This is a genomic window from Hallella seregens ATCC 51272, from assembly GCF_000518545.1.
Lineage (GTDB): Bacteria > Bacteroidota > Bacteroidia > Bacteroidales > Bacteroidaceae > Prevotella > Prevotella seregens.
This window is the reverse complement of sequence record NZ_JADU01000007.1, coordinates 1-26,229: the sequence shown is the minus strand read 5'-3', so window position 1 is coordinate 26,229 and position 26,229 is coordinate 1. Positions and strand designations below refer to the sequence as shown.

General features: G+C 57.5%; 19 protein-coding genes and 1 pseudogene. 15 read left to right on the top strand and 5 right to left on the bottom strand.

From position 1 onward, the window contains the following. Window positions 1–101 precede the first annotated feature (101 nt). The 3 genes from L888_RS0102505 (at window position 102) to L888_RS0102495 (ending at window position 4,338) form a co-directional block, all read left to right on the top strand. The gene (locus L888_RS0102505) at window positions 102–650 is read left to right on the top strand and encodes a protein-disulfide reductase DsbD domain-containing protein (protein ID WP_245594802.1); all 549 of its coding nucleotides are present in this window, start codon (window positions 102–104) and stop codon (window positions 648–650) included. A gap of 221 nt (window positions 651–871) precedes the next feature. Then, window positions 872–2,986 carry a protein-disulfide reductase DsbD family protein gene (locus tag L888_RS0102500; RefSeq protein WP_027951740.1) on the top strand — a complete coding sequence of 705 codons (2,115 nt, stop codon included), beginning with the start codon at window positions 872–874 and terminating at the stop codon, window positions 2,984–2,986. Between the two features lie 56 nt (window positions 2,987–3,042). Further along, window positions 3,043–4,338, top strand: coding sequence for an L-cysteine desulfidase family protein (locus L888_RS0102495; RefSeq protein ID WP_005845069.1), 1,296 nt, complete (start codon window positions 3,043–3,045; stop codon window positions 4,336–4,338). Between the two features lie 159 nt (window positions 4,339–4,497). On the opposite strand, the gene ribD is transcribed toward L888_RS0102495, so the two are convergent. After that, the gene (gene ribD, locus L888_RS0102490) at window positions 4,498–5,484 is read right to left on the bottom strand and encodes a bifunctional diaminohydroxyphosphoribosylaminopyrimidine deaminase/5-amino-6-(5-phosphoribosylamino)uracil reductase RibD (protein WP_027951739.1); all 987 of its coding nucleotides are present in this window, start codon (window positions 5,482–5,484) and stop codon (window positions 4,498–4,500) included. A 197-nt stretch (window positions 5,485–5,681) separates the two neighbouring features. On the opposite strand from ribD, the gene prmC reads away from it, so the two are divergent. The 9 genes from prmC to L888_RS0102445 all read left to right on the top strand — a co-directional run bounded on the left by prmC (window position 5,682) and on the right by L888_RS0102445 (window position 12,879). Beyond that, window positions 5,682–6,575 (top strand): peptide chain release factor N(5)-glutamine methyltransferase, encoded by an 894-nt coding sequence (prmC, locus tag L888_RS0102485; RefSeq protein WP_044248467.1) that lies wholly within the window; start codon window positions 5,682–5,684, stop codon window positions 6,573–6,575. A 12-nt stretch (window positions 6,576–6,587) separates the two neighbouring features. Continuing rightward, entirely contained in the window at window positions 6,588–7,076 is a 489-nt protein-coding gene (locus L888_RS0102480) for a regulatory protein RecX (RefSeq protein WP_027951737.1), read from the top strand. Beyond that, entirely contained in the window at window positions 7,066–7,773 is a 708-nt protein-coding gene (locus L888_RS0102475) for a ComF family protein (RefSeq protein ID WP_027951736.1), read from the top strand. Before L888_RS0102480 ends, L888_RS0102475 begins: the two co-directional genes overlap by 11 nt. A 233-nt stretch (window positions 7,774–8,006) precedes the next feature. Then, entirely contained in the window at window positions 8,007–8,639 is a 633-nt protein-coding gene (pyrE, locus tag L888_RS0102470; RefSeq protein WP_005845075.1) for an orotate phosphoribosyltransferase, read from the top strand. Between the two features lie 194 nt (window positions 8,640–8,833). Then, the gene (locus L888_RS0102465) at window positions 8,834–9,244 is read left to right on the top strand and encodes a polyketide cyclase (protein ID WP_027951735.1); all 411 of its coding nucleotides are present in this window, start codon (window positions 8,834–8,836) and stop codon (window positions 9,242–9,244) included. 171 nt (window positions 9,245–9,415) lie between these two features. Continuing rightward, entirely contained in the window at window positions 9,416–10,765 is a 1,350-nt protein-coding gene (gene argH / locus L888_RS0102460) for an argininosuccinate lyase (protein WP_027951734.1), read from the top strand. Further along, on the top strand, window positions 10,762–11,319 hold the full coding sequence (locus L888_RS0102455; protein WP_027951733.1) for a hypothetical protein: 558 nt from the start codon (window positions 10,762–10,764) through the stop codon (window positions 11,317–11,319). Before argH ends, L888_RS0102455 begins: the two co-directional genes overlap by 4 nt. A 683-nt stretch (window positions 11,320–12,002) precedes the next feature. Next, entirely contained in the window at window positions 12,003–12,470 is a 468-nt protein-coding gene (gene greA / locus L888_RS0102450) for a transcription elongation factor GreA (protein ID WP_005845081.1), read from the top strand. Between the two features lie 16 nt (window positions 12,471–12,486). Further along, the gene (locus L888_RS0102445; protein WP_005845082.1) at window positions 12,487–12,879 is read left to right on the top strand and encodes an HIT family protein; all 393 of its coding nucleotides are present in this window, start codon (window positions 12,487–12,489) and stop codon (window positions 12,877–12,879) included. On the opposite strand, the gene L888_RS0102440 is transcribed toward L888_RS0102445, so the two are convergent. Then, window positions 12,872–13,960, bottom strand: coding sequence for a mannose-1-phosphate guanylyltransferase (locus tag L888_RS0102440; RefSeq protein WP_027951732.1), 1,089 nt, complete (start codon window positions 13,958–13,960; stop codon window positions 12,872–12,874). The two genes, L888_RS0102445 and L888_RS0102440, sit on opposite strands and share 8 nt — an antisense overlap. A gap of 170 nt (window positions 13,961–14,130) precedes the next feature. On the opposite strand from L888_RS0102440, the gene L888_RS0102435 reads away from it, so the two are divergent. Together L888_RS0102435 and L888_RS0102430 are read left to right on the top strand one after the other, a co-directional pair. Beyond that, window positions 14,131–14,949, top strand: a complete 819-nt coding sequence (locus L888_RS0102435; RefSeq protein ID WP_005845085.1) for a pyridoxamine kinase — start codon at window positions 14,131–14,133, stop codon at window positions 14,947–14,949. A 33-nt stretch (window positions 14,950–14,982) separates the two neighbouring features. Then, on the top strand, window positions 14,983–16,644 hold the full coding sequence (locus L888_RS0102430) for a putative transporter (protein ID WP_027951731.1): 1,662 nt from the start codon (window positions 14,983–14,985) through the stop codon (window positions 16,642–16,644). A gap of 695 nt (window positions 16,645–17,339) precedes the next feature. On the opposite strand, the gene L888_RS15050 is transcribed toward L888_RS0102430, so the two are convergent. From L888_RS15050 to L888_RS0102420, 3 genes and pseudogenes are all read right to left on the bottom strand, one after another. Then, complete coding sequence (locus L888_RS15050; protein WP_245594801.1) at window positions 17,340–21,542, bottom strand: hypothetical protein; 4,203 nt, start codon at window positions 21,540–21,542, stop codon at window positions 17,340–17,342. Next, window positions 21,505–24,231, bottom strand: a complete 2,727-nt coding sequence (locus L888_RS15045; protein WP_075261831.1) for a hypothetical protein — start codon at window positions 24,229–24,231, stop codon at window positions 21,505–21,507. The genes L888_RS15050 and L888_RS15045 overlap by 38 nt, the downstream gene beginning before the upstream one ends. A gap of 23 nt (window positions 24,232–24,254) precedes the next feature. Beyond that, window positions 24,255–25,898 (bottom strand): annotated as a pseudogene (locus L888_RS0102420) (hypothetical protein); the annotation flags it as partial. A 182-nt stretch (window positions 25,899–26,080) separates the two neighbouring features. Between L888_RS0102420 and L888_RS14385 the strand changes: the two are divergent. Further along, window positions 26,081–26,229, top strand: a 149-nt coding sequence (locus L888_RS14385; RefSeq protein ID WP_156924973.1) for a helix-turn-helix domain-containing protein, incomplete at its 3' end; no start/stop codon positions are given.

Here is a 26,229-nt window from a genome sequence, read left to right as displayed (position 1 = left end):
GCATCTTTTGCGTCCAAAACCGCGGCAAAGAAAGAACCGAAAGTTTTTGGACGGGCCGAAAGAAAACTATAACTTTGCAACAACATATCACTCACGGACTCATGAAAAAGATTGCAACCCTGGCGTTGTCCATGGCGTTCGCCATGCTCGCCCACGCACAGACGGCCGGCCCCGTGCGTTTCACGTCGCAGCTCGTCACCCACGACGACGCCCAAGCCGAGATAGTCTTCACCGGCGCCATGGCCCCGGGCTGGCACGTCTACTCCACCGACCTGGGCAGCGAAGGGCCCATCCAGGCCTCGTTCAACGTGAACAAGCTGAACGGCGTGGAGCTCGTGGGCAAGCTCACGGCCGACGGCCACGAGATCAACAAGTTCGACAAGCTGTTCGGCATGCAGCTGCGCTACTTTGAAAACAGCGTGCGCTTCGTGCAGAAAGTGCGCTTCACCAAGCCCTCGTACACCATCGACGCCTATCTGGAATACGGTGCATGCAACGACCAGAACTGCATGCCGCCCGCCCAGGCCGACATCAAGCGGCAGGGCACGGTCCCCAAGATCTACGCCCCGACAGCCACAACCCGCACCGCCGGCAAGAAGCCCGCAGCCCGGCCACGCACCGCCACGACCACGGCCCGCAGCCGCCGCTGATGGCCGCACACGCGCAACCCTCGCCCAACGGGATGTGCCCCCAAGGGTGCACCCCGTTGGGCGTATCAGTTAAAAACCGTCAATTATCGTCATGGGCTGTAGCCTTTTTCGACGGCCGGACGTACTGATAATGAAAAAGACCGCCACGCACTGCAGCCACGACCCGGCCGCGTGAGGTCGGAGACCCACATATATAATAAGGTATAGACAAGGAAAAACCAATGAAAAAAGCAATGACCCTGGCCCTGCTGATGCTCGTCACCGTGCTGGCCCACGCACAAATGCTCGACCCCGTGAAGTTTTCTTCGCAGCTCAAGACCGGCAACACGGCCGAAGGCGAGATTGTCTTCACCGGCAAAATAGACAAGGGGTGGCACGTCTACTCCACCGGCTTGGGTGCCGACGGCCCTATCTCGGCCACGTTCAACGTGAACAAGCTGGACGGCGTGGAGCTCGTGGGGCGGCTCACGCCCAAGGGCCACGAAATCAAGAGCTATGACAAGCTCTTCGAGATGACCCTGCGCTACTTTGAAAATAGCGTGCAATTCGTGCAGAAAGTGCGCTTCACCAAGCCCTCGTACACCATCGACGCCTATCTGGAATACGGTGCCTGCAACGACCAGAACTGTCTGCCGCCCACCAGCGTCGACCTGAAAGCGAGCGGCAAGAGCCCCGCCGTGGCCGCCGCAGCTAAGGGTGCGCCGGACGCTGCCCCGCAGACCCAGGGCCAAGCCGCCCTGCAGGCCGGCGCCGGCCCCGCCCATGCTGCCGCCGCTGCCGCCGCTGCCGCCATGGCCCCAGGCGATGCCGACTCGCTGGCCCGTCTCCGGGCCGACTCCGCAGCCCAAGTGACGGCTGCAACCGCCGGCAATCTCTCGGCAGCCGACAAGGATGCCCTGTGGCGGCCGGTGGTGAAGCAGCTGCAACAGTTCGGCGGCACCGGCGACATTGCCAACCAGTCGGTGCTCTACATCTTCCTCATGGGCCTGGTGGGCGGTCTGCTTGCACTGGTGATGCCCTGCATCTGGCCCATCATTCCCATGACGGTGAGCTTCTTCCTGAAGCGGTCCAAGGACGACAGGAAGCGGGGTGTGCGCGATGCCATGACCTACGGCATCGCCATTGTGGTCATCTATCTGGGCCTCGGCATCGGCGTGACGGCCGTCTTCGGGCCCAGTACGCTCAACTCGTTGTCCACCAATGCCGTGTTCAACATCTTCCTGTTCCTGCTGCTTGTGGTGTTTGCCGTGAGCTTCTTCGGCTGGTTCGAAATAAAACTGCCCGACAGTTGGGCTAACAAAGTAGACACCAAGGCCAGCAACACCACGGGGCTGCTCTCCATCTTCCTCATGGCTTTCACGCTGGTGCTCGTGTCGTTCTCCTGCACAGCGCCCATCATCGGACTGCTGCTGGTGCAGACCGTTACGTCGGGCAACTGGCTCGCCCCGGCCGTAGGCATGCTGGGATTTGCCCTTGCACTGGCCGTGCCGTTCACGCTCTTCGCCATGTTCCCCACGCTGATGAAGAAGAGTCCGAAGAGTGGTGCATGGATGACGCAGATAAAAGTGGTACTCGGTTTCGTGGAGTTGGCCTTCGCTTTGAAGTTCTTCAGCGTGGCCGATCTGGCCTACGGCTGGCACCTCTTGGACCGCGAGGTGTTCCTTTCGCTCTGGATTGTCATCTTCCTGGCCTTGGGTTGGTACCTCATTGGCTGGCTCAAGTTCCCCGAAGACCAGATTGGAGGCGACCTCCATAAGCCCATGCCCGTGCCCGCCATCATGCTGGGCCTGTGCTCCCTGGCCTTTGCCATCTACATGGTTCCCGGCCTCTGGGGTGCGCCGTGCAAGGCCGTTTCGGCCTTCGCCCCGCCCATGAACACGCAGGATTTCAACCTCAACACCAAGACCGTCGAGGCCAAATACACCAACTACGAGGAGGGCATGGCGGCTGCAAAAGCCCAGGGCAAGCCCGTGCTCATCGACTTTACGGGCTTCGGCTGCGTGAACTGCCGCAAGATGGAAGCCGCTGTTTGGACCGACCCGCAGGTGTCGGCCAAGCTCGAAAAGGACTATGTGCTCATCTCGCTCTACGTGGACGACAAGACGCCGCTGCCCCAGCCCATGCAGGTGGAGGCCAACGGACAGACGCGAACGCTGCGCACCGTGGGCGACAAGTGGAGCTATTTGCAGAGCCACAAGTTCGGCGCCAACGCCCAACCGTTCTATGTTGCCCTGGACAACGAGGGCAACCCGCTGACCGGTTCGTTCAGCTACAAGGAGGATGTGCCGGCCTATCTCGACTTCCTGAACAAGGGACTGGACAACTATGCCAAGTAACTCCGAGCCCCGCCACCCGGTGCGCCGCAGCCCGGCGGCGGCAAAAACAAGACGAAATGATTGAAAAAGAGACCCGCGCGCGCATCATTGCGCTCATCAACAAGGAGGTGGTGCCCGCCGTGGGCTGCACCGAACCCATGGCCGTGGCCCTGTGCACGGCCCGCGCCACCGAGAACCTGGGCCGCCGGCCGGAGAAGATAACCGCCCTGCTCAGCGCCAACATCCTGAAGAATGCCATGGGCGTGGGCATCCCCGGAACGGGCATGATAGGGCTGCCCATCGCCATTGCGCTGGGCGCGCTCATCGGAAAGAGCGAGTATCAGCTGGAAGTAATCAAGGATCTCACGCCCGAATCGCTCGAGGAGGGCAAGGGCTTTCTCGGCGATGGAAACCGCATCGACATCAAGCTCAAGGAGAATATCAGCGAGAAACTCTACATTGAGATCTGCTGTCAGGCCGGCGACGACTGCGCCACGGCCGTCATCGCCGCGGGCCATACCAACTTTGTCTACGAGGAACGCAACGGCAACGTGCTGCTCGACAAGCGGCAGTGCCTCGGCGGCAACGGCAATGAGGAGGGCGACATTCAGCTGGACATGAAGACCGTTTGGGAGTTTGCCACCACGGCTCCGGTGGGCGAAATAGACTTCATTCTGAAGACACGCGACTACAATCTCCGGGCCGCCGAGGAGAGCAAAAAGGGAAACTATGGGCACTGTCTGGGCAAGACCATCGACCGTCCGCTGAGTCATGGCATCTTCGGCAAGACCATTTTCTCGCACATCATCTCGCAAACGGCACTGGCTTGCGACGCTCGTATGGGCGGGGCCATGATTCCGGTGATGTCCAATTCGGGCTCGGGCAACCAGGGAATCTGCGCCACAAACCCCGTGGCCGTCTATGCGCAGGAGAACGAGAACACCGAGGAGGAGCTCGTTCGGGCCCTCACACTCTCGCACCTCACGGCCATCTACATCAAGCAGAGCCTGGGCAAACTCAGCGCACTCTGCGGTTGCGTGGTGGCCAGCATCGGGTCGAGCTGCGGCATTGTCTACCTCATGGGGGGCGATTACACCCGTGTGTGCCATGCCGTGAAGAACATGATTGCCAACCTCACAGGCATGATTTGCGACGGGGCCAAGCCCAGTTGCTCCATCAAAATCTGCTCGGGCGTGTCGTCTGCACTGCTCTCGGCTCTACTAAGCATGGAAGGAGAGCACGTGACGGCCGCCGAGGGCATCATCGACCAGGACGTGGACCGCAGCATCCGAAACCTGACAAGCATCGGCAAGGAGGCCATGACCAGCACCGACGACATGGTGCTCAGCATCATGACAAGCAAGGGATGCTGACCCTCGGGCCCTTTCATGTCTTCCCGCTCGGGGAAGATGTCATTCTCTTTCCATATCACTTGAAAAGCCGGATAGACCTGAAGTCTGTCCGGCTTTGCCTTAATAGGAGCGGGCGTGGTGGGTGGTGGATTCGGTGGATTCCCGTTATCGGGCTGGAGGCTACCCCTTGTCGGGCCGCTCGTAGCGGCAGATGCGGTTGCCGTCGAACGTCTGCACGTCGGCCAACCGGGCTTGGGCCGGCACCCGGGGGGCGGGCACACTGCCGTCGATGACCCATGGTGCGGTCTCCACGCGTATCTCGTCCCAGAGCCCGCGGTCGATAAACGCCTGCAGCGTGCGGGCTCCTCCCTCCACCAACAGACTCTGGCAGCGGTCGTTGTAGAGCTGCTGCAGGGCCTCGTCAATGCCTGCACAGGCCTCGAAGCCCTCGGGCACGCCGTCCGGCTGATGGGTGAGCACCATGCGCCGGGGGGCGGGCCCGCTCCAGTGGCGCACGTCGAGGCGCGGGCGGTCGGCCTCCAACGTGCCCCGACCAACGAGGATAGCATCGCAGTCGGCCCGCAGCCGGTGGACAAGCTGCCGGGTGAACGGCGTGGAAACAGCCAGAGGGCGGCCTCCGGCAGCGGCCATGAAGCCATTGGCCGTCTGGGCCCACTTGAGCAGAATATAGGGTCGGCGGCGGGTGTTCACCGTGATGAACCGCCGGTTCAAGGCCAGACACTCCTGCTCCAGAACGCCTACAGTCACCTCGATGCCCGCCTCGCGGATGCGCCGCACACCGCGTCCCCGCACCTCGGCAAAGGGGTCTATGCACCCGCATACCACGCGGCACACTCCCTTTTTGACGATGAGATCGGCACACGGCGGCGTTTTGCCCCAGTGCGAACACGGCTCCAGACTCACGTAAACCGTGGCTCCGGGCAGCAGCTGCTCGTCCTCGGGGCGCACGCTGGCAAAGGCATTCACCTCGGCATGGGCCCCGCCACAGCACAGGTGGTAGCCCTCGCCGATAATCCGTCCGTCGGCACTCACAATCACTGCACCCACCATCGGGTTGGGTTTGACGTGCTGCCGGCCGTTGCGCGCCAGCTGCAAACAGCGGCGCATATAGCGTTCGTCTATGGCTTTCTGCGGTTCTACATCCATATTTCTGGTTCTCAACGTTGGTTCTTGAGCGTTTTTACACTCCCTCCCAAGGCTGCAAAGTTAGAACTTTTATCTTGAAAGGCCCCGCTTTTTCCCTTTGAATCCTTTGCCGTCTTCCAAAAACTCGTTAAATTTGCAAGGATGCAAACCTTGGACTGCAAGGAGAAAAGCAAAGGACTGCAAGGAGCAAAGCAAGGATGAACCAAGATAAAAACCAGACGGAACAAGGGCCGAAGCGTTCTTATCAGACGCTTTGGCGGAGGCTGTTGCCCCGGTACGACGAGGCCGAAGCCAAGGCCATCGTGCGGCTGGTGCTCGACGAAGGCTTCGGCTTGACCATGGCCGACATCTGCTGCGGCAAGGTGGAGGAGCTGCCGGCGGCCGAACAAGAGCGGCTGCAGAACATCATGACGCGGCTCGGGCAGGGCGAACCGGTGCAGTATGTGCTGGGCCGTGCCGACTTCTGCGGCCGTCCGTTCCATGTGGGGCCCGGCGTACTCATCCCCCGTCCGGAGACCGAAGCGTTGTGCCGCAAGATTGTTTCGGACCACAACCGCCCCTACTGCGCCCTGCAACCGCCCGTCCCATTGCAGGTGCTCGACGTGGGCACGGGTAGCGGCTGCATTGCCGTGACACTGGCTCTCGACCTTTACCATGCGGCCGTGACGGCCTGGGACGTCTCGCCCGACGCGCTGCTCACGGCCCGTGACAATGCCCACCGCCTCGGCGCAAAGGTCAATCTGGAGTGGCAGGACGCGCTGCAGCCGCCCGCCGACACGGCCCGTTGGGACATCATTGTGTCCAATCCACCTTACATTGCCGAGCAGGAACGCCGCGAAATGTCGCCCCACGTGGTCGGCCACGAGCCCTCGCTGGCCCTCTTTGTGCCCGACGACGACCCGCTGCGCTTCTATCGCGCCATCGCCTCCTACGCCCGAAACGCCCTGCGCACCGGCGGAACACTCTACTTTGAAATCAATCCCCGCTACGCCACGGAGCTCCAGACACTCCTCGGCCAACTGGGCTTCGGCCACGTGCAACTGCTCGACGACGACTTCGGCAAGCAGCGGTTCTGCACCGCCGGCCGATAAATCCTCACGCTTATGACCATGACCGAAGACAAGGCCCTCGCCTCATTGGCCTCCCTCTGCTCCAAGGGGGAGCACTGTACAGGCGAACTCGACGACAAGATGCGCCGCTGGGGGCTCGACGAGGAGGCGCGCCAACGCGTGCTCGGCTACCTCGTCGGGCATCAGTTTGTCGACGACGCGCGCTACTGCCACGCGTTCATCAACGACAAAGTGAAGTACAACGGCTGGGGCTCGCGCAAGATTTCGCAGGCCCTGTGGGCCAAGCACGTGGCGGAAGAAGTGTATGCCCCCATCCTCGACAGCGTTCCCGACGAGGACTATCTCTGCGTCCTGCGCCCGCTGCTCCGCGGCAAATGGCCCACCATCAAGGGCAGAAGCGACTACGAGCGCAGCATGAAACTCATCAAATTTGCCATGGGACGGGGCTTCGACCTGCGTCTCATCAGGCGGTGCATTGACGAAATGGGAGAAGAAGCGGAGGCTCCCGACGATGATTTCTAAGCTGTTCGGCCGATTGACCGACCTCATTGCGCCACGCAGCTGCGCCGTCTGCGGCTACCGGCTGGCCCCCGGAGAGCGCGTGGTCTGCACGCCCTGCAACCTGCATCTGCCGCGCACCGACCATCTGGCACGCCCCTACGACAACGAGATGGCCAAGACTTTCTGGGGCCGCATCCGCCACATGGAGAAAGCGGCAGCCCTCATTTACCACGAGGCCGGCTCGCAAGCCTCCAATCCCATCTACGCATTGAAGTATCATCATCGGCCCGAACTGGGCACGATGCTGGGACGCATGCTCGGCCAGGAGATGGCCGAAAGCGGCTTTTGGGCCGACATCGACCTCATCGTTCCCGTGCCGCTCAGCCCCGACCGCCGGCGGGAGCGCGGCTACAACCAGAGCGAACGCATCGCCCTCGGGCTGTCCGAGGTGTGCGGCAAGCCCGTGCTCACCGACGTGCTGACGCGCCGCGACTTCCGCGGCAGCCAGACCACCAAGGGCCGATGGGAGCGCAACGCCAATGTAGCGGAGGCTTTCGCACTGCGCAACGCCAACAAAATCAAGGGCGCCCACCTGCTGCTTGTCGATGATATAGTAACCACCGGGGCCACCATCTGCGCCTGCGCCGCCGAGCTGGAGCGCGTCGAGGGCGTGCGCATCAGCGTGGCCGCCCTGGGCTTCGTAGACCCAAGGCGATAACCCGACCCTTTCAAAACGGCAGAAAGACCCTTTTAAAACAACAGCCCCACCCATCCGAAACGGCAGAAAGACCCCTCCAAGCCGAAGCCCCCACCCCTCCAAGCCTGGGACTTCACCGTGCCGTCAAATCGCCCCTTTTGCCGATTTTCGGGCGACAAATACGCCGTTTTGCTTGCCGTTGTCGTGATTTTGCGCTAACTTTGCGGCAAATAAACGCGCTAACAACGACAATTATGGACAACTTCAAGAAAGCATTTGCCAAACGTCTGCTGGACATCAAGGCCATCAAGTTGCAGCCGAACGACCCCTTTACCTGGGCCTCGGGCTGGAAATCACCTTTCTATTGCGACAACCGCAAGACGCTTTCCTACCCCGATCTGCGCAGTATGGTCAAGGCGGGACTCGTCCATGCCGTCCTCGAACACTTCCCCGAGGCCACGGCCGTAGCCGGTGTTGCCACCGGCGCCATCGCCCAGGGCGCCCTCGTGGCCGACGCGCTGGCACTGCCTTTCTGCTATGTCCGCTCCAAGCCCAAGGACCACGGCATGGGCAATCTCATCGAAGGCACACTGCCCGCAGGGGCCAAAGTGGTGGTGGTTGAGGACTTGATCTCCACCGGCGGCAGCTCGCTCAAGGCCGTAGAAGCCCTGCGACAGGCCGGCTTCGAGGTGGTGGGCATGGTGGCCAGCTACACTTACGGCTTCCCCGTGGCCGCCCAGGCTTTCGACGAGGCCCGGGTGAAGCTCGTCACGCTGACCGACTATGAGCACGTCGTGGCCCAAGCCGAAAAGACCGGCTATATCACCAATCAGGACATCGCAACGCTTCACGAATGGCGCAAGGACCCGGCCAACTGGAAGAAATAGCTTTCCCCAGCCCCTCCAAAAGCCTCCCCAAGCACCTCCAAAGGCGGGGATAAAGGGGCCCTCCAAGAGCCTCAACAGTCCCCTCCAAAGGAGGGAATGCGGGGCCATACCCGATAAATACCATTACACAGAAACGACTTTTTGCGCGGTTCTTTCCTTTGAAAGCGCGCGAGAGCTGTCTCCTTAAAACACTTATGACCACCATCGAAAGTACCATCCGGCAGATTGACTACCCCCAACAGTCGGTCTACGACATGCTGAGCGACCTCAGCAACATTGACAAAGTGAGGGACAAGCTCCCCGAAGACAAGGTGAAAGACCTCACGTTCGACGCCGACAGCATCTCCATCTCCACCCCCATGGGGGCCGTGAAGCTCGTCGTCGTAGACCGCGAAGCGCCCAAGACCATCAAGTTTGAGACGCGGGAGAGCCCCCTACCTTTCAATTTCTGGATACAAATACTCCCTGTAGACGAGTCGACAAGCAAGATGAAGCTCACCATCAAGGCCGATCTCAACCCCTTTATCAGCGGCATGGTGAAGAAACCGCTGCAGGAAGGCATCGAGAAAATCGCCGACGCGCTGCAGATGATACACTATGTTTGATTCATTTTAAGGAGTTAGGGAGTTAAATTCAAGGAGTTATGTAGTTAAGGAGTTAGGGAGTTAAGACAAATGTCAGGCGTTCCCCATGCACTCTTTTGACAAAACATTTGTCTTAACTCCCTAACTCCTTAACTCCATAACTCCTTACCCACACATCAATTCACAGCAACCATGGCCACCAAACTTTGGGAAAAAAACTTCCAAGTCAACGCAGAGATTGAGCGGTTCACCGTGGGCCGCGACCGCGAGATGGACCTCTACCTCGCCAAATACGACGTGCTGGGCTCCATGGCCCACATCACCATGCTGCAGTCCATCGGGCTCTTGGAGCGCGACGAGCTGCTGCAACTACTGCAAGCCCTGCGCCACATCTACCGCAGTTGCGAGCAGGGGCAGTTCGTTATCGAGGAGGGCGTGGAAGACGTGCACTCCCAAGTGGAGCTGATGCTCACCCGAAAGCTCAGCGATATGGGCAAGAAGATACACTCGGGACGGTCGCGCAACGACCAGGTTCTGGTGGATCTGAAGCTCTTTACACGCCGCCAGCTCATGGAGATTACCGAGGGCGTGAAGCTGCTCTTCGACGAGCTCGTCCAGAAAAGCGACCTCTACAAGGACGTGCTCATGCCCGGCTACACCCACCTGCAAATAGCCATGCCCTCCAGTTTCGGCCTCTGGTTCGGCGCCTACGCCGAGAGCCTGGCCGACGACATGCTCTTTCTCCAGGCGGCCTACCGCCTCACCAACCGCAATCCCCTGGGCTCGGCGGCCGGCTATGGCTCGTCGTTCTCCCTCGACCGCACGCTCACCACGCAGCTGTTGGGCTTCGACTCGATGGACTACAACGTGGTCTACGCCCAGATGGGACGCGGCAAAATGGAGCGCAACGTGGCCTTTGCCCTGGCCTCGGTGGCCGGCACACTGGCCAAGCTGGCGTTCGACGCCTGCCTCTTCAACTCGCAGAACTTCGGGTTCGTGCGGCTGCCCAAGGAGTGCACCACGGGCTCGAGCATCATGCCCCACAAGAAAAACCCCGACGTTTTCGAGCTTATCCGCGCCAAGAGCAACAAGCTGCAGGGCCTGCCCCAACAGGTCATGCTCATCATGAACAACCTGCCCACGGGCTACTTCCGCGACCTGCAGGTCATCAAGGAAATCTTCCTGCCCGCCTTCGACGAGCTGAAAGACTGTCTGCGGATGACCGCCTACATCATCAACAAAATGGAGGTGAACGAGCACATTCTCGACAATCCGATGTACGACCCGATGTTCTCCGTCGAGGCGGTGAACCGTCTGGCCGCCGCCGGCATGCCGTTCCGCGACGCCTACAAACAGGTGGGACTCGACATCGAGGCCGGCACCTTCAAGGCCGACAAGCACATCCACCACACCCACGAGGGCTCCATCGGCAACCTGTGCAACGACCGCATACGCGCGCTCATGGACAGCACGCTGGCCGAATTCCACTTCGACCGCGTGGCCGCCGCCGAGCAGGCCCTGCTGAATCCTCCCCGCCCATGACCGCCAGAAACCTCACATTCGGACTCGTGCTGGCCCTTGCGGCCCTGCCGTGTGCCTGTGGCGACACGCAGGATCTGTACAGCAACAGCTACTGCCGCCTCTACTTCGACAATGCTCGGCACAACGACGCCACCCTGGCCGGCGGCATGACGCCCGGCTCGGGCGTCTTTGTCACCATCAGCACGTCGGGCAAACAGTTTGTCTTCGAGAGCAACCAAGGCCTCAACAGCCGCGTCACGATGACGGCCCTCGACGAGCGACGGGGCTTCGTGCTGGGCATGAACGGCGGCATCATCGTGGGCTACGGCAACTCGGCCGACGGCACTTTCTATGCCTACGACCGCGAATGCCCCAACTGTTTCGACCCGAACGCCCTGCCCGTGCGCAGCCACAAGGTCGAGGTGGGCGAGTTCGGCATCGCCGTCTGCCACACGTGCCACCGCCGGTACGACCTGAACAACGGCGGCATCGTCAGTGAGGGCGAGGCCGGCAAGAAGCTGACGCGCTACCGGGCCAGCACCACCGGCCCCTACGGCAGGCTCAACGTGGGGTAGCCCGCCGGCTCCCGGCCACGCCCCCGCCGCCCTGCGGCTGCACGGCCGCCCGGCACAGCCCCTGCGGCAACGGCGCAATCGCGATGCGGCAACGGCGTAATCGCGGCATGAAAACGGCGTAAACGCAACGCGAAAACGCCGCAATCGCGACGCGATTGTCCCGTCATCGTCCTGCGGCAAAATGCACTTTGAAACAAGAACTGCGGTTGGCATGCAGGGAGGCACCCCGTGCGGGGCCGCCCGCCGGGCCCTGCCCTTGCAGGCACAGGCCGTATGCCCCTACGGTTTGGGCACCGTTCGGGGCCTCGACGCACGCCCCGTGCCGTTCGGTTCTTCAGCTCGGAAAGGGTACAAAAAAGGGGGCTCCGCCGAGTCCCCAACCTTTGTTAACCTTAAATCTAATACTATGAAAAACACAAACCAAAAATAAACAAATCTCCAACTCAATGCAAATCTAAGGCGAAAATAAAATGCAGAAAGCGCAAATTCTTGATCTTCGTCAAGCGAAAAACAAAAATATTAGGCCATTTGCTTGTGTCTGTCGAAATTAATGCCTACCTTTGCACCGATACACGACAACAGACAGACTTTAGAAAGCAGCGTTCCGACATTCGCAATCATGTCGGAACGCTGCTTTCTAAAGTCTCCGTTTGGAAACGCATAAACAATTTAAAGAGATAACTATGGCTTATATGTCACAAGAGGGCTACGACAAACTCGTGGCCCAGCTCCACCAAATGGAAGCTATCGAGCGCCCCAAAGCGTCGGCGGCCATCGCCGAGGCGGCCGACAAGGGCGACTTGAGCGAGAACTCAGAGTACGACGCTGCCAAGGAGGCACAGGCGCATCTGGAGAACAAAATCAACGAACTGAAGAAGACCATTGCCCTTGCCAAGATCGTGGACATGTCGCGACTCTCCACCGACGAGGTGCAAATCATGTCGAAAGTAGAGATGACAAACCTCACCACAAAGAAGAAAATGACCTACACTGTGGTGAGCGAGAGCGAGGCAAACCTCAAGGAAGGCAAGATCTCCATCCACACTCCCATTGCCCAAGGACTGCTGAACAAGAAAGTGGGCGACGTGGTAGAGGTGAAGGTTCCGCGCGGAACGCTCAAGCTGCAAATAGACAAGATTACCATTGAATAGGAAAACCAACTGCCTTATGCCTACCCTTTTCAGTAAGATTGCCGCTGGCGAGATACCCAGCTACAAGTGCGCCGAGGACGAACGCTTCTATGCTTTCCTCGACATCAACCCTGTGGTGAAGGGCCACACACTGGTGGTGCCCCGCAAGGAAGTGGACTATATCTTCGACATGGCCGACGAAGACCTGGCCGCCTTTGAGCTCTTTGCCAAACGCGTGGCACGGGCCATCCGCACGGCTTTCCCTTGCAAGAAAGTGGCGCAGGTGGTGCTCGGGCTCGAAGTGAACCATGCCCACATCCACCTCATGCCCATCAACACCGAGGGCGACGTGGACTTCAAGAAGCACGTAACGCTCAGCGAAGACGAGATGAAAGAGACGGCAGCCAAGATTCGGGAAGCGTTCAAATGAACGCTTCCCCCATTTTGAGCTGAACTTCGTTCACATACTTGCGTATCAGAGCCGAAGAATCTTCCTTGCGGCAGATGAGAAGCACGTTGTCCTTCTCGGCCACGATGAAGCCTTCGAGCCCGTTGATAACACCAAGCCGCCCCTTGGGCAGCTTGATGACATTGTTGCGGCTGTTGTCAACAATGACTTCTGAATTGATGACGACGTTGCCCTCGACCGTGCGCGGCATGGCCTCGTAGATGCCATGCCAGGTTCCCAGGTCGGCCCAGCCGAAGTCACACTTCATCACGCACACGCCCTCGGCATTGTCGAGCACGCCCGCCTCCAGCGAAATGTTGGGGTAGAGCGTGAAGTGTTCCTGCATGTAGGCTTCCTCTTGTTCCACCGTGGCATCCTTGTTGATTCTTTCGAGTTCGCGCAGCACGGGGGGCAGGATGTGCGAAAAGCTCTCACGCAGGTGGACGACGCTGGAGAGGAAGAGGCCCGTGTTCCAGAGGAACTCGCCGCTTTCCATGAACGTTCGGGCAAACTCGCGGTCGGGTTTCTCGGTGAAAGTCTTCACTTGGTAGACATCTTGCTCCAGCATTTCGGCTTTCTGAATATAGCCATAGCCCGGCTCGGGCCGCGTGGGGCTCACCCCCATGGTGAGAAAAGTCTCGTGTGTGCCCACAAAGTTGAGGCCGTCGAGCACGTTCTGCCGGAATGCCTCCTCGTTCATCACCAGCTGGTCAGACGGCACGGCAATGATGCGCGCCTCGGGACAGAGGCGCGAAATGCGGTAGTTGGCCCAGGCTATGCTGGGAGCTGTGTTGCGATGGATGGGCTCGGCCATGATGCGCGAACGGGGCACCTCGGGCAGTTGTTCCATGACCAGAGGCAGATACTGGCTGTTGGTGTTGATGAATATATGGTCGGACGGCAGGATGCGCGCCATGCGGTCGTAGGTTTGCTGAAGCTGCGTGCGCCCCGTTCCGAAGAAATCGATGAACTGTTTGGGGAAATTCTCGCGGCTGCAAGGCCACAGGCGACGCCCCTTGCCCCCGGCAAGTATCAGGCAGAAGTTGTTGTTGTTGTTGCTCATCTTGGCTAAAGCATAGATTTAAAATCATGAACTAAATTACGACAATAAAACGATACAACCATGCTTTCGGCCGCTTTTTTGGCTTATTTTTTCAATAACCAACCTTTTTTGTCTTTTTACTTTTCCACCTTTCGGCTTTTTACTAACTTTGCAACCGATTTGACGACATCATGAGCAAGAAGCAAATACTCCTCATCAACGACATGGCGGGTTACGGCAAGGTGGCCACGGCAGCCATGCTGCCCATTCTCTCCTACATGGGGCACCCCACCTACAATCTGCCTACGGCGCTGGTATCCAACACGCTGGACTATGGAAAGTTCAACATTCTCGACACCACCGACTACATCACCGGCGTGTTTCCCGTGTGGAAAGGGCTGGGCTTCCGCTTCGACGCCATCGCCACGGGATTCATTGCTTCCGAGCGTCAGGCCCTCGTGGTGTCGGCCTACTGCCGTGAACAGGCCCTCGGCGGCACCACCATCTTCGTGGATCCCATCATGGGCGACGAGGGCAAGCTCTACAACGGGGTGACCCCCGCCACCATCGGAAGCATGAAAGAGATGATTGCCGTGGCCGATTTGATCTTCCCCAACTACACGGAGGCCTGCTATCTCACCGGCGCCGGCTACCGTCCCGACGGCATCACGATGGAGGAGACTCGGGCACTGCTCGACAAGCTCACGGCCATCGGCGCCAAGTCGGCCCTCATCACGTCGATTCCGGTCGACAGGCAGCCCAGCGTGGTGGGCTACAACCACAAGAGCGGACAGTATTTCATGCTGCCCTATACCGAAATTCCCGTCCACTTCCCCGGCACGGGCGACATCTTCTCGGCCGTGCTCATCGGCCATCTGCTCAACGGCGAGGGGCTGCGACGCTCCACACGCGAGGCCATGAACGCCGTGTCGCGGCTCATCGAGTGCAACAAGGACAACGCCGACAAGAACCGCGGCATCCCCTTGGAGAACTACCTCCACCTTATTTAATCACCCCCACTCCACACCTTACCTCTGCATCCCATGGATTGGCTGTCCTCCCTCTTCAGTGTCCACTCGTCCGTACAGACGGTGATCATCATTTCTATGGTCGTTGCGCTTGGCCTCGCCTTGGGCCGCATCAAGGTGATGGGCGTCTCGCTGGGCATTGCTTTCGTGTTCTTCGCCGGCATTCTGGCCGGACATGCAGGCCTGTCGATCGATGCCCGGACGCTCGACTATGTGGAGACGTTCGGCCTGTCGATGTTTGTCTATTGCCTGGGACTGCACGTTGGCCCCAACTTCTTCGGCTCGCTGCGCCACGAAGGCATGGCCCTCAACCTGTGGGGGCTGGCCGTCATCTTGGCGGGCACCCTGCTGGCACTGGTGCTGGTGCCGATAACGGGGGTGGGCGTGGCCGACATGGTGGGGCTACTTTGTGGCGCCACAACCAACACACCCGCCCTGGGTGCCGCCACACAGGCACTGGAACACCTGGGCATTCCCAGCGGACGGGCCGCCCTGGCCACCGCCGTGACCTATCCGCTCGGCGTGGTGGGCGTCATCCTGGCCATGATGCTGATGCGCAAACTGTTTGTGAAGCCCTGCGACCTCAAGGTAAAACCGCTCAGCGACGACGACAATACATACATCGCACAGCTCACGGCCATCAACCCGGCCATCGACGGCAAGACCATTGCACAGATTGCCCAGATGACCCACCTGCACTTCATCATCTCGCGCATCTGGCGCGGAAGCCAGGTCATTGTGCCCGTGGCAGACACCGTGATTCAGGTCAACGACTCCCTGCTCGTGGTGACCACCAAGGAAGACGAGGAGGCCTTGGTGCTGCTCTTCGGCCGCCAGGAAGCCAAGGACTGGAACCGCGACGTGATAGACTGGAACGCCATCGACTCCAATGTGGAGAGCCGTGTCTGTGTGGTGACACGCCGGGGACTCAACGGCAAGCGGCTCGGCGAACTGCGCATGCGCGACATCTGCGGGGTGAATGTGAGCCGCATCATCCGAGGCGACGTCAAGCTGCTGGCCAGCCACGACCTCCGTCTGCAATATGGAGACCGCGTGACCGTGGTGGGCAAGCACAACGATGTGGAGAATGCCGAGCACTTTCTGGGCAACTCCGTGAAGACGCTCGAGGAGCCCAACATCGGCAGTATCTTCCTCGGCATCATCCTGGGCGTGGCCTTAGGCACCATCCCCATCAGTCTGCCCGGCATGGAATCGCCCATCCGGCTGGGCATCGCCGGCGGCCCCATCATCATGGGCATTCTGGTGGGCGCGCTGGGGCCGCGCATGCACTTCATCTCCTACACCACGCGCTCGGCCTCGCTCATGCTGCGCATGTTGGGCCTGTCGCTCTATCTGGCTTGTCTGGGACTGGATGCGGGCAAGGACTTCTTTGCCACCGTCGTGCGCCCCGAGGGCATCGCATGGGTGGGCATTGGCTTCCTCATCACGCTACTGCCCGTCGTCCTTGTGGGCCTCATCGCCCTGAAAACCCGGAAATATGACTTCGGAACCATCTGCGGCATCCTCTGCGGGAGCATGGCCAACCCCATGGCCCTGACCTATGCCAATGACACGCTGCGCGGCGACACGGCCAGCATTTCTTACGCCGCCGTCTATCCCCTCGGCATGTTTGTCCGTGTCGTCATCGTCCAAATCATCATTATGTTTATGGTGTAGCCGGGCACAAACATGACGCAATAATTGCCATTTCTCTTGCGTAGTTCCGATTTTATCGCTATCTTTGCACCCAAATCCAAATCATTGGTATTGATTGCCATAGAGAGACATAACCGTCAGCAGCATTGCTCCCTATACCATAGAGGTGTATGTGCAGCACAGGAAAAGCCCACTTTTCCTGTAAATTTGTTGTCGGCCGCACAAGAGAAAACAACTTTTCGTGCAAATTTATTGTCGAATTGTTTGGTAGTTCCAAATAATTTGCTACTCTCTCTCTCTCTCTCTCTCTCTCTCTCTCTCTCTCTCTCTCTCTCTCTCTCTCTCAAGCCACTGGCGTAACCTCTCTCTAAAACATACACGCGTACGCGCGCGAGGCGAACCACGCGCAACCCCAATAGGCAAAGGACTCCCCGGAGTTTCCTTTGCCCAACTTTTCGTGCCCTTTTTGCAGCCGGGCGAAAACGGAAATAAGCAGCTTTTAAGCACTCAAAAAGCAAGTTATATAATCCGCAAAACGAAATGTTCGTGCCATTCAGAACGAAGCGTTCTATTTCGTAAAACGAAACGTACCTAAGTGTCTCTTTATTTTTCTCTAAAAAATCGACCGGCTTCGCCGGTATACCAATATTAGAACGGCGTTGGAATAATCCTCCAACGCCGTTCTTTCGCTTTGTCGCTTCGCTCCCGCCTTACGTTTACGCTTTCTCGCTGATCGACTTATACACAGCAACGCTCTGCGCTTTCACGATTCGACCGCGGAAGGCCAGACGCGAACCGACATACGTGTACGAAGCCGAAGCATCGCTAAACGCATTCGTGTACGAGACACCGCAGCTCGGGTACGCGTAGTTGCTGCCACGATAGACAACACGGGACTGTCCACCATTTATCGAATAATAGTCCGAGTAATAGGTGGAGGACGAACCGTTCACATTTCCAACAGGTATGACATCCATATATCTGCCGTGAGCTACTGCCGTTATCCACATACTGTTCGTAGTACCCTTGACCATACGGACTGAGCCATCGGGCATAAAAATACGCCATTTGTAATAATTATTACCGTCATTCGGTAAATCAACGCCATCCATCATATCCCATTTATGCCCGTATATATCCTCATAGCCCAAACAACAGATGTTGTTTACTTGAGTAACCGCGGCACCACCGTACTCGTCAGCACTCTTGTACCAAGCAAACTGATGGACGGCATTGTCCACGAGGCTGTTTGTTACGTTGCCGTTTATGTTCTTCGCTTCTTCATAGCCTATTGTGTCAGTCATGCCCCTTGACGCTGTAACACCCGTTGTACGTGTATTCGTATGCTGTCCTGCTCCGCACTGCTCCTGTGCGTTCAGACGGCCGTACCACGCATAAAACAGGTTGGCAATGCGAGAGTGCATCAGCGCGTCTATCTGCTGCATACCGCGCTGAACGCTGTAATAGTGAAAATCGGTCCATGTCATATTTGCCGTTGTGCTGCCGCCCGTAATGGCTGCACGCAGTTTGGAGCCAATGACGGTCGAGCCCACCACGGCGCACAGGTGCTCATCACTGGGCACCCATTTAGGCTCCATATCCTCTATCCTCTCGCTATTGCTCAGCACGACGCAGTCGAACTCCGCCGTATTGAGGATAGTGAAGTGCAGGTTCACGGCCTTTTCCGGCACATCGGCTATGAGGTACATACCTGCCTCGAACTTGTTGCCGATGGTCGGTACCACGACGGAGCTGATGACCTTGCCCTCCGCATCCACGAACACGGAGCCGATGAGGTTCGTGCCGGGAACGCTTGGGAAGCGTACCCGCTTGAAGCCCTCAACGCCCACCTTGCATACGCTGTATGCGCTGTCGGTGGTATAGGAGCCTGCCAGCGTGTCCTTGCCGCTCATTATCTTCTTGCCGGACAAAAATCCGTTCTGGGCGTTCTTAACCTCTTTTTCCGTCAATACGGTTGCTGCTGGGCTGGCAGGTCTGTGGCTACGGTCGTTGCTGCTGTAGCAGCTGTAATGCCTGCCCTTGAGGTAGTCGTTTATACCCTTGTACCAGAAGAAAGGCTCGTACATCATCCAGTCGCCCTCCGTGCCGTCCAGCTTCGCCTCCGTACCGTCTGCGTACTTGTTGCTGTCGGTATCATCCAAGGGATAATAGATTACCTCACCGTCAAGGTTGGGAACGGCCACGTCCTGACCTGCCATGTTCACGTTGCGCGTCGTGGCTTTCTTGGTAACCTTGGCCAATACTCTGTGCCGCTGCCTCATGATGGCCGAGATATGACCGCTCGGCTTGTAGGGCGTGCTGCTCCGGTAGCCCGTGCCGTTGTCAAGGTTGGTCACATTGACATCATCGGCGATGGAATCGTCGAACTCTATCATCGTGTAGTCCGGTTGCCTGATGTTCAGTTCGGGGAAGTGTGCGCACAGCCTGCCGTACTCTTCCTCCTCCACGTACTTGGTGAGCTGTACCGTGCCGACCAGCGCACAGGTTTCGGTGGCATTGCCGTTGGCGTCCACGCCGCCCATGTCGGCAAACCGCTTCAGCCAAGTGCCGTCGTCGGTCTTGCTGATGCCAGTTACACGCAGACGCTCCACTCCCGTGCAGCGCAGAAGCAGCGTTTCCCAATTGATGTTCGGGCAGCCGTCCACGATGAGCGTCTTCACGCCCGAATAGCTTTCAAGGCTCAGACCGTTCACCGTCAGCTTGCTCAGGTATTCGAGCTTCAGCACGTTCAGCGTGCCGGGAAGCATTGCCGTCGTTATGGGAGCGCCCTTGGCAAAAGCAATGCTCTGCGGCTGTGTGCCTCGCGCGTCGAGATACTCCAGCTTGGTCTGATTGGAGAAGTCAAGTTCCGTGGAAGTGCTGCCGCCTGTCTTGGCCTGCTGCTGATTGCGCAGGTTTACCTTCCGCAGCTGCCGGCAACTGCCGATGTTCAGCCACCATCCCGTGCTGCCGGTTGTACCGGACTGAAGGTTCAGTTCGCGCAGGGCGGTACACTTGCCGAGGTCAAGACCGTTTTTCAGATGGTCGGCTGCATCCGTCATGTCCAGCACCTGCATACGGCTCGCCCCATACACGCGCAGGGGATCATTGACGGTATAGGCACCCGTTATGCGCAATTCCGCTGTCTTTCCAGCGTCCACTATTCCACTGTTGCCAAGGTTAGGACTGTTGTTTGTACCGTAGCCGAAAGCATACACCTCGCCGGCAGTTATCCTCAGCGTATCAGCCGTATCAGCCCCTGTGCGTGCCATATAGAGGTCTATGTTGTCCGAGGTGAAGCTGCTCGTGCCGTATTTTGCGTCGAGCAGGGCAAAGCGGTTTCTCACGAAGTAGGTCAGGAACGCCTTGTTGTTGCCCTGAAGGGCGTAGATGAACGGCCATTTCTTGCCGTAGGTGTCCACCATTGCCGGACGGATATATTTCAGATAGCCGCTCTTGTTGTAAGCCCTGTCGCTCCAGTTGCCCATCTGCTTCACGGTGAGCATGGACAGCACACGCTCCGGAGTCATCTTCGTCCGGTAGTTGGCCGCGCAGCGTTTCAGGTCATCGCCGAGGTTTGCCAGCACGAGGTTCCAAAGCCAGCTCTCCCTGCCCTCGAAGGCGTACTTGCTCGCCTCCGCGTCCCAAGTGTCGCGGTCAAGTGTGTAGTCGTAGGCAAGGAAGCAGTCGTTGCGCTTGCCGTCCTGCGTATCGCCGTCATAATAGGTGATGTACCATATCTTGCCGTCCCACGTGCGCAGCAGCATGTTCTTGGCACGCTGGTCCACACTGGCGTGGTAGTCCGTATGTATGTAGTATGTCAGCAGGAAGTCCTTATCAAAATACTGACTTATCTCAGACACGAACTTCTCACTCCTGAATGTAGAGAGAGCACCTGCCTTTGCGCCTTCGGGAACGCAAGCCCTTATCCACCCGAACAGACGTTTCAGGGCTGACTGCTGTGCTTCCGACAGTCCTGCCCACTTCACATCGTCGGGGAAATTGGTTTCCAAGCCGGCATCAAAGTTTGCCACAAGGTCCTCGTCGCTCTCGCTCTGGAACAGGCAAGCCTTTTCCCCATTGTTCAGCGTTTCCAAAGTCAGGGGACATTCAGGGGAGAATCCGTCCACGCCCTCCATACCGAACAACCTGCCGCTCTTTGACTTCTCATTGTTGAAGTTGTACTGCCCGAAATAGGTACTCTCGCCGTCTGCCGTTTCCGCGCTGAACACGTCGATGGGGAAGCCGTCGATGGCCGTACGCACCGCTACAGCGTTGAGGCTCTTGCCGCCCTGCTCGTACTGGTACCGCTGCGGGGGTGTCAGCAGAACCAGTTCCTTCATCACCTCATTGAACAGCTTGGCACCGCCAGTGTTCAGGCTCATTGACGAGTCGGAATAGTCGCTTTTCATACAGTAGAGGTTCATCGCTATGGCACCGGGGCGCATCCTGTACTTCCCACCCTCGACAGTCAGTCCATTCACCTCAAGGCTGAGGTTCGCACCGCCCTTGCTGAAATAGATACGGATATTCTTGCTCGGATACTTGGTGGAACTGGTACCCTGAATACGAATGTAGCAGTCGCGTAGGATGAAGTCATATTCCTTGCCGAACGGACTGTAGAAATAAACGTCGGCAATGAAGTCCGTCTTCTTGTTGTTGGTCTGATTTACCTCGTCAAGGCCGCCCTTGCGCACGATGCGCATCACGCCCTTGCCTTTGGCACGCAGTTTGTCTATATCGACATCCCCCGTCTCGCCGATGATGTCGTTCTCTTCCCATATACGCATCATGCCATCCGTACTGCCCGCATCGACCATGCGATTTTCCAACACCTCGTCATCGGTAAGGGGACGGTTGTAGATGCGTATGTTCCTCATCTCAAGGTCGGCAGCCTCGCTTGTTAGGGTAATGCCCACAGGGTTGTCCTGACGGAAGTAGTAGCTGCCGTCGTAGATGTCCGCCCCGGCTGCCGTTCACGTACAGTTCCATAAGCCGTCCTTCCGTCCGCTTGCCGATGACGAAGGCAACCTTCAGCCATTCTTCCGGGGCGAATTTCGTGCCGATCTTTATCTCACGGCTTGCATCTGCGCCTTCCTCATTGACGTAATGAAGGATGGTTCCTGTCTTGATACTTGCCTCCACTGAGGTTACGCTCAGTCCCTTGCCGCTGGCCATACAGCTGATGACCTCCGCGGTACGGTCCATCACGTTGGTTACCTTGAACTCCATCTCGATGGTCATGCCGTTCGCACCTGCGTCTTCCCTGAACAGCTCATAGCCGATGACGGCCTTCGCACCGTTGGAGAGTTTCAGGCTGTCGCCCGTCCAGCCGTTACTCGACCAGTCGAAGCCCTCGAATGCCGTTTTAACGCCGTTCGACTCCCATTTTGCAGGATCGCTCTCACCATTGCTCCTGCCGGCAGGACTCAGTCGTACCTGCAAGCCATAGGAAGCCTCGCTAATGTCGATTCCGCTCTCTTCCACGTCAATGTAGAGGGAATAGGTGGCTGCGCCTGTCGTGAGTGTCATCGTCTGTCGTCCCTTCTCAGTAAACCGGTTCTGGTAGGTCTGCATCGTTCTCGGCACGCTTACGGTCTGGAGAAGCGTGTCGTTCCGTCTTACTGAAACGGTGGCCGGGGTCTGGCTGGGGTCATAGACAACGAACCTGAACTCGCACGACTCGTATTGCCCCACGCTGATAACCGGCTTCAGATATTCCCCTGCCGTCTGTATTCTGCCGTCTGGGTGGGTAATCATCAGCCCGATGAACGGCGAGTTGCCCCCTGCTTTCAGGAAGTCGAAATAGATACTCTCACTCTTCAGGGTCAGTGTGTCAGCCTCCATTTCAGCAACCATCTGCACGGTATGCCGCCCGACGGACAGACCGCTCATTGACAGGTTGAAGCTGCCGTTGGTTGTGCCGCTGCGCGTTATGGTTTCGGTATTGCGCTGCGTACCGTCCACATAGAGGAACACAGTCTTGGTACCGCTGCCGCTCACGGAGAAAGGGACGCTCACCATTTCCGAACTGCTGTATCCTCCGGAAGACAGTCCCGATGCAAGGTTGTAACCCGTGGAGAGGGACAGGGTAACGGATTTTACTGGTACGTAGCACTGTTTACGCTGCGCCTTGCCTGTTGTCGGGTCAGTAGTCGTGGCTATCACGTAGATGTCGTTCGTACCCAGTAGCAGGTATTTGGTCAAATCAAGGGTATAGGTTCCTTTGCCCGTTTCTTTCACTGTCTCGTTATATGTCGTGGTGGCACCGCGCTTGACCATTATCTGTATCGCCGCCTTCTGTCCCGTACTTTCCCCATCTGTATTCCTGTGGTCATAGGTATAGGTCAGCTTCACCACATCACCTTCCTTGATGGTGGTCTTGCCCACACCGGCTGTCAGCACTATCTTCGTCGCGCTGCTGTCGCCACCACCTCCACCACCGCCGGCAGGAATGTCCGCTGAGGCTATCTCTGCACCGCTTTTGTTCGTAAGAGCGAGGCGTACCGTATTCGCATCGTCACTCAATTCTGCCGTCATTCCGAAAACGGTACCTGCCTCCACTTCACTGAGTTTGGTGGCCACGGCCTTGTTCTGGACAGGATTGGAACTGTCTGCATCGAGGCTCTCGTCCACATCGATATTGTCTATCGTGAGGCTCACGTTGCCCTCCGCATCGGCAGTCTGCTTCCTGCCGTTCACCGTCAGACTCTTTATCGTGCCTGCGCCACCGAAGTCCTCCCAGCTGGCTTCCTGCGCCCAACTGTCGATATTCGTGCCGATGAATTGCTTCGTGCGCCATTTCCCCTGACTTTCCTCAAAGGTGATGCAGCAACCTCTGACACGCTTCTTTTCCTCCACAGCCTTGATAGCAGTCGCCAATGTATAATATCCCGTTTCAAGGGGATAAGCTGATGTTACATTAATGGTATTACCGCCACCGCTGCCGGTGATTTCCGTCAACTCATCGTCTGTTCCGTTCCACGCATAGATTACGGAGCCCAGCAGGTAGAGCTTGTTCTTGCGTATCTCCTTTCTGTTCTCGGTGAGGTAAAGGTCTGCATTCTTCCAGTTATTATAATACTTATTTCCGTTTTTACCTGCGAAGATTTTTTTTGCCGTAACATAGTACACGCCCGTTACTTCCAGAACGCTGAGTGTCTCAATGGTCGCATCGGTAAGAATCCCGTCAAAGCGCACCGTCGCACCATTCAGGGCTTGCACGGCCACGCCTTCAAACTGTTCGATGACCCGCTGTGCCGAAGTCCTGACCTGTTCGAGTTCCCCTGTGGCCCTGCCCGCTGCCTGCGCTGCCTCTTGTGCCTCCTGTGCTTTTGTCGCGGCATTGGCGGCAGCCTGTACCGCGTTTGTCGCAGCGGTATCTGCCGCTTGCTTGGCAGCCTGTGCCTGTGCTGCCGCATCGGAGGCTGGCTTGCCCAGCAGACTTATCGGAGCCGTTACCAGTTCTTCGCCACGCATTGCAGGGAGTGTCTTCACACCATCGAGGCTTGATACCTCCTGTAGTTCATTTACTCCCTGACTCTCACTCTTTATCTGAGAAATAATATCCCGCTTCAGATCCTGTTTTTCTTGTTCTGTCAGTGCCATGTCATTATGATTTATATTTGTTGCTAATTCTGTCTGTTGATTATTCTCGCAGTATATTGAGTACTGAAACCATCTATCTGTGCAGTACGCTCTGGATCATACACCAGCAGCAGTTCCACAGTATCTCCTTGTCCCATTGTCATATCCCCCCACTGTTCATCATTCCAAGTAGTAAGCAGCGGATAGTCCTCTTTGTCCCAAGGTGTCTCCTGCTTGCTGTTCTTGTTCTTGTTGCGCCCGAATATCACGAAGTCTCCTGCTCCCAAGTCAGAAGAAACAGTCAGCCGGAAGGCAAATGGAGTATCCTGTCCTATACCCAGAGTTGAACGCATTGCCGGAAGACGGGGCAGGGCTATGCCAGCATTGCTCACGGCACAGACCACAATCAGGCGGTTACTGTCCTTTATCTCCACATCATAGATTGTATTGGCTTTGTCCACCTTCACCTTATCAAAGCGGAATCCGTCCACGAATCCATTCAGTGCACCGCTTCCTTTCCCTGCGAAGGCGAAGTTGCCGCTCATGGAATTCTCTATGTCGAAGATGATGCCATATTTAGGTAGAAAACCCCATTTCTTGCCGTTGCTGTCAGTATAGTCTGTTGCCGTGTCAACAAGCCTTGTGAGCATAGGCTGTCCAAGACTATGCCACGTTCCGAAAATCGCCTGTCGGTCTTTGGCGTTGAAGCCTATCATCGTGTCATACAGGAACAAACCATCCCTGTCATCCACAACTTTGTAGCTACCGTCCGGCTGCAATACACGGCTTGACACACCAATATGGTTTCCACTGATGGCAAAGCCACCAATGTATCCTGTCTCGGCATTGACCTCGCCATCGAACTTTCCGTTCTTTGCCTCAATACTGCCGTCGGGGAGTATCCTGAAATTCCTGTTTGCCGTTACCAGTCCCTCCAGCTTGATATTGTCGGCAAGCAGCTTGATGACGGTCCTCGTGTGTCCTTCGGCATCGGTCTCTTCCACCGCTACACCGATGAGTGCCAGTTTCCCGTCGGGCCCTTGTGCATAGATACCGCTACCTTCAGCCTTTACCATGATGCCACTCTCGGCAAGCACACGACCGTCCTTATCGAAATTCTGTGCTGCTATTTTTACGAGTTTCTCGCTTTGCTCGAACAGTGTCCTGTACTTGTAGGTCAGGCTCTCTATCTTGTCCGTGCTCAAGATGAGCATGTAGAGGTAGATGTCACCCGTAAAGCTCAGCTTGAAGTCGCCCGTGCCGTTCCAAAGCCCGTTGCAGGTGTACTGCTTGTAGCCGTTGGTAGGTACAAGTTCTTCCTCTACCTCCAGCGAGTTGAAGTTCTCAAAGCCTGTCTTATCGACATTCTCAAACCTCACCTTCAGCGTACCCTCTCTTGCGCAGCGGTAGAAGAAGCTCAGGTATACGGGCAGGGCTTCCTTCTTGCCGTTGCTATTCGTGTTCATAGGTGGCACGCTCTTCAGGCTGGCGTTCTTCTGTGTGATGTACTTGTTCCTGATACGCACCACGACACGCCCGTCATCTTTCGTAACGCTGGCACCGTCGCCTTTCTTCGTGAGCACCTTGTCGTTGGCCCATATCCATTTGTTGCCCACCAGCCAGAACACCGTCTCGTTCTCGGTCAGCCACTTGGACAGCCCCTCGTCAAAGCTCGGATTGTTCAGATAGTGGAAAAGCCACTCTACTTTGACCCCTTTGGCCAAACAGGATTGCTCACCTTGGCCATAATATGATTGACCCTTTTGGCCAAAATAACATTAACCACTTAGTACAAGTGTCGTTAGAGTTTTTTTATGTAGATTTGGGAACCCGAGTCCTGGTGTAAGGGGTAATAATAAAATCTATGCAAATGAACAAGAGAATCAAGAACATTTTAAGATGTTATGCGGCAGGGATGGGTATCAAGGAAACGGCATCCACATTCCATACTTCCCGTAACACTGTCCGCAAGTATGTCCGTCTGTTCCTTTCAAGTGAGAAAAGCATCGATCAGCTTCT

Excerpts from the sequence above, each read along its gene's own strand:
- L888_RS0102505 (WP_245594802.1), top strand. The coding sequence starts at position 102 with ATGAAAAAGATTGCAACCCTGGCGTTGTCCATGGCGTTCGCCATGCTC.
- L888_RS0102500 (WP_027951740.1), top strand. The coding sequence starts at position 872 with ATGAAAAAAGCAATGACCCTGGCCCTGCTGATGCTCGTCACCGTGCTG.
- L888_RS0102495 (WP_005845069.1), top strand. The coding sequence starts at position 3,043 with ATGATTGAAAAAGAGACCCGCGCGCGCATCATTGCGCTCATCAACAAG.
- ribD (WP_027951739.1), bottom strand. The coding sequence starts at position 5,484 with ATGGATGTAGAACCGCAGAAAGCCATAGACGAACGCTATATGCGCCGC.
- prmC (WP_044248467.1), top strand. The coding sequence starts at position 5,682 with ATGAACCAAGATAAAAACCAGACGGAACAAGGGCCGAAGCGTTCTTAT.
- L888_RS0102480 (WP_027951737.1), top strand. The coding sequence starts at position 6,588 with ATGACCATGACCGAAGACAAGGCCCTCGCCTCATTGGCCTCCCTCTGC.
- L888_RS0102475 (WP_027951736.1), top strand. The coding sequence starts at position 7,066 with ATGATTTCTAAGCTGTTCGGCCGATTGACCGACCTCATTGCGCCACGC.
- pyrE (WP_005845075.1), top strand. The coding sequence starts at position 8,007 with ATGGACAACTTCAAGAAAGCATTTGCCAAACGTCTGCTGGACATCAAG.
- L888_RS0102465 (WP_027951735.1), top strand. The coding sequence starts at position 8,834 with ATGACCACCATCGAAAGTACCATCCGGCAGATTGACTACCCCCAACAG.
- argH (WP_027951734.1), top strand. The coding sequence starts at position 9,416 with ATGGCCACCAAACTTTGGGAAAAAAACTTCCAAGTCAACGCAGAGATT.
- L888_RS0102455 (WP_027951733.1), top strand. The coding sequence starts at position 10,762 with ATGACCGCCAGAAACCTCACATTCGGACTCGTGCTGGCCCTTGCGGCC.
- greA (WP_005845081.1), top strand. The coding sequence starts at position 12,003 with ATGGCTTATATGTCACAAGAGGGCTACGACAAACTCGTGGCCCAGCTC.
- L888_RS0102445 (WP_005845082.1), top strand. The coding sequence starts at position 12,487 with ATGCCTACCCTTTTCAGTAAGATTGCCGCTGGCGAGATACCCAGCTAC.
- L888_RS0102440 (WP_027951732.1), bottom strand. The coding sequence starts at position 13,960 with ATGAGCAACAACAACAACAACTTCTGCCTGATACTTGCCGGGGGCAAG.
- L888_RS0102435 (WP_005845085.1), top strand. The coding sequence starts at position 14,131 with ATGAGCAAGAAGCAAATACTCCTCATCAACGACATGGCGGGTTACGGC.
- L888_RS0102430 (WP_027951731.1), top strand. The coding sequence starts at position 14,983 with ATGGATTGGCTGTCCTCCCTCTTCAGTGTCCACTCGTCCGTACAGACG.
- L888_RS15045 (WP_075261831.1), bottom strand. The coding sequence starts at position 24,231 with ATGGCACTGACAGAACAAGAAAAACAGGATCTGAAGCGGGATATTATT.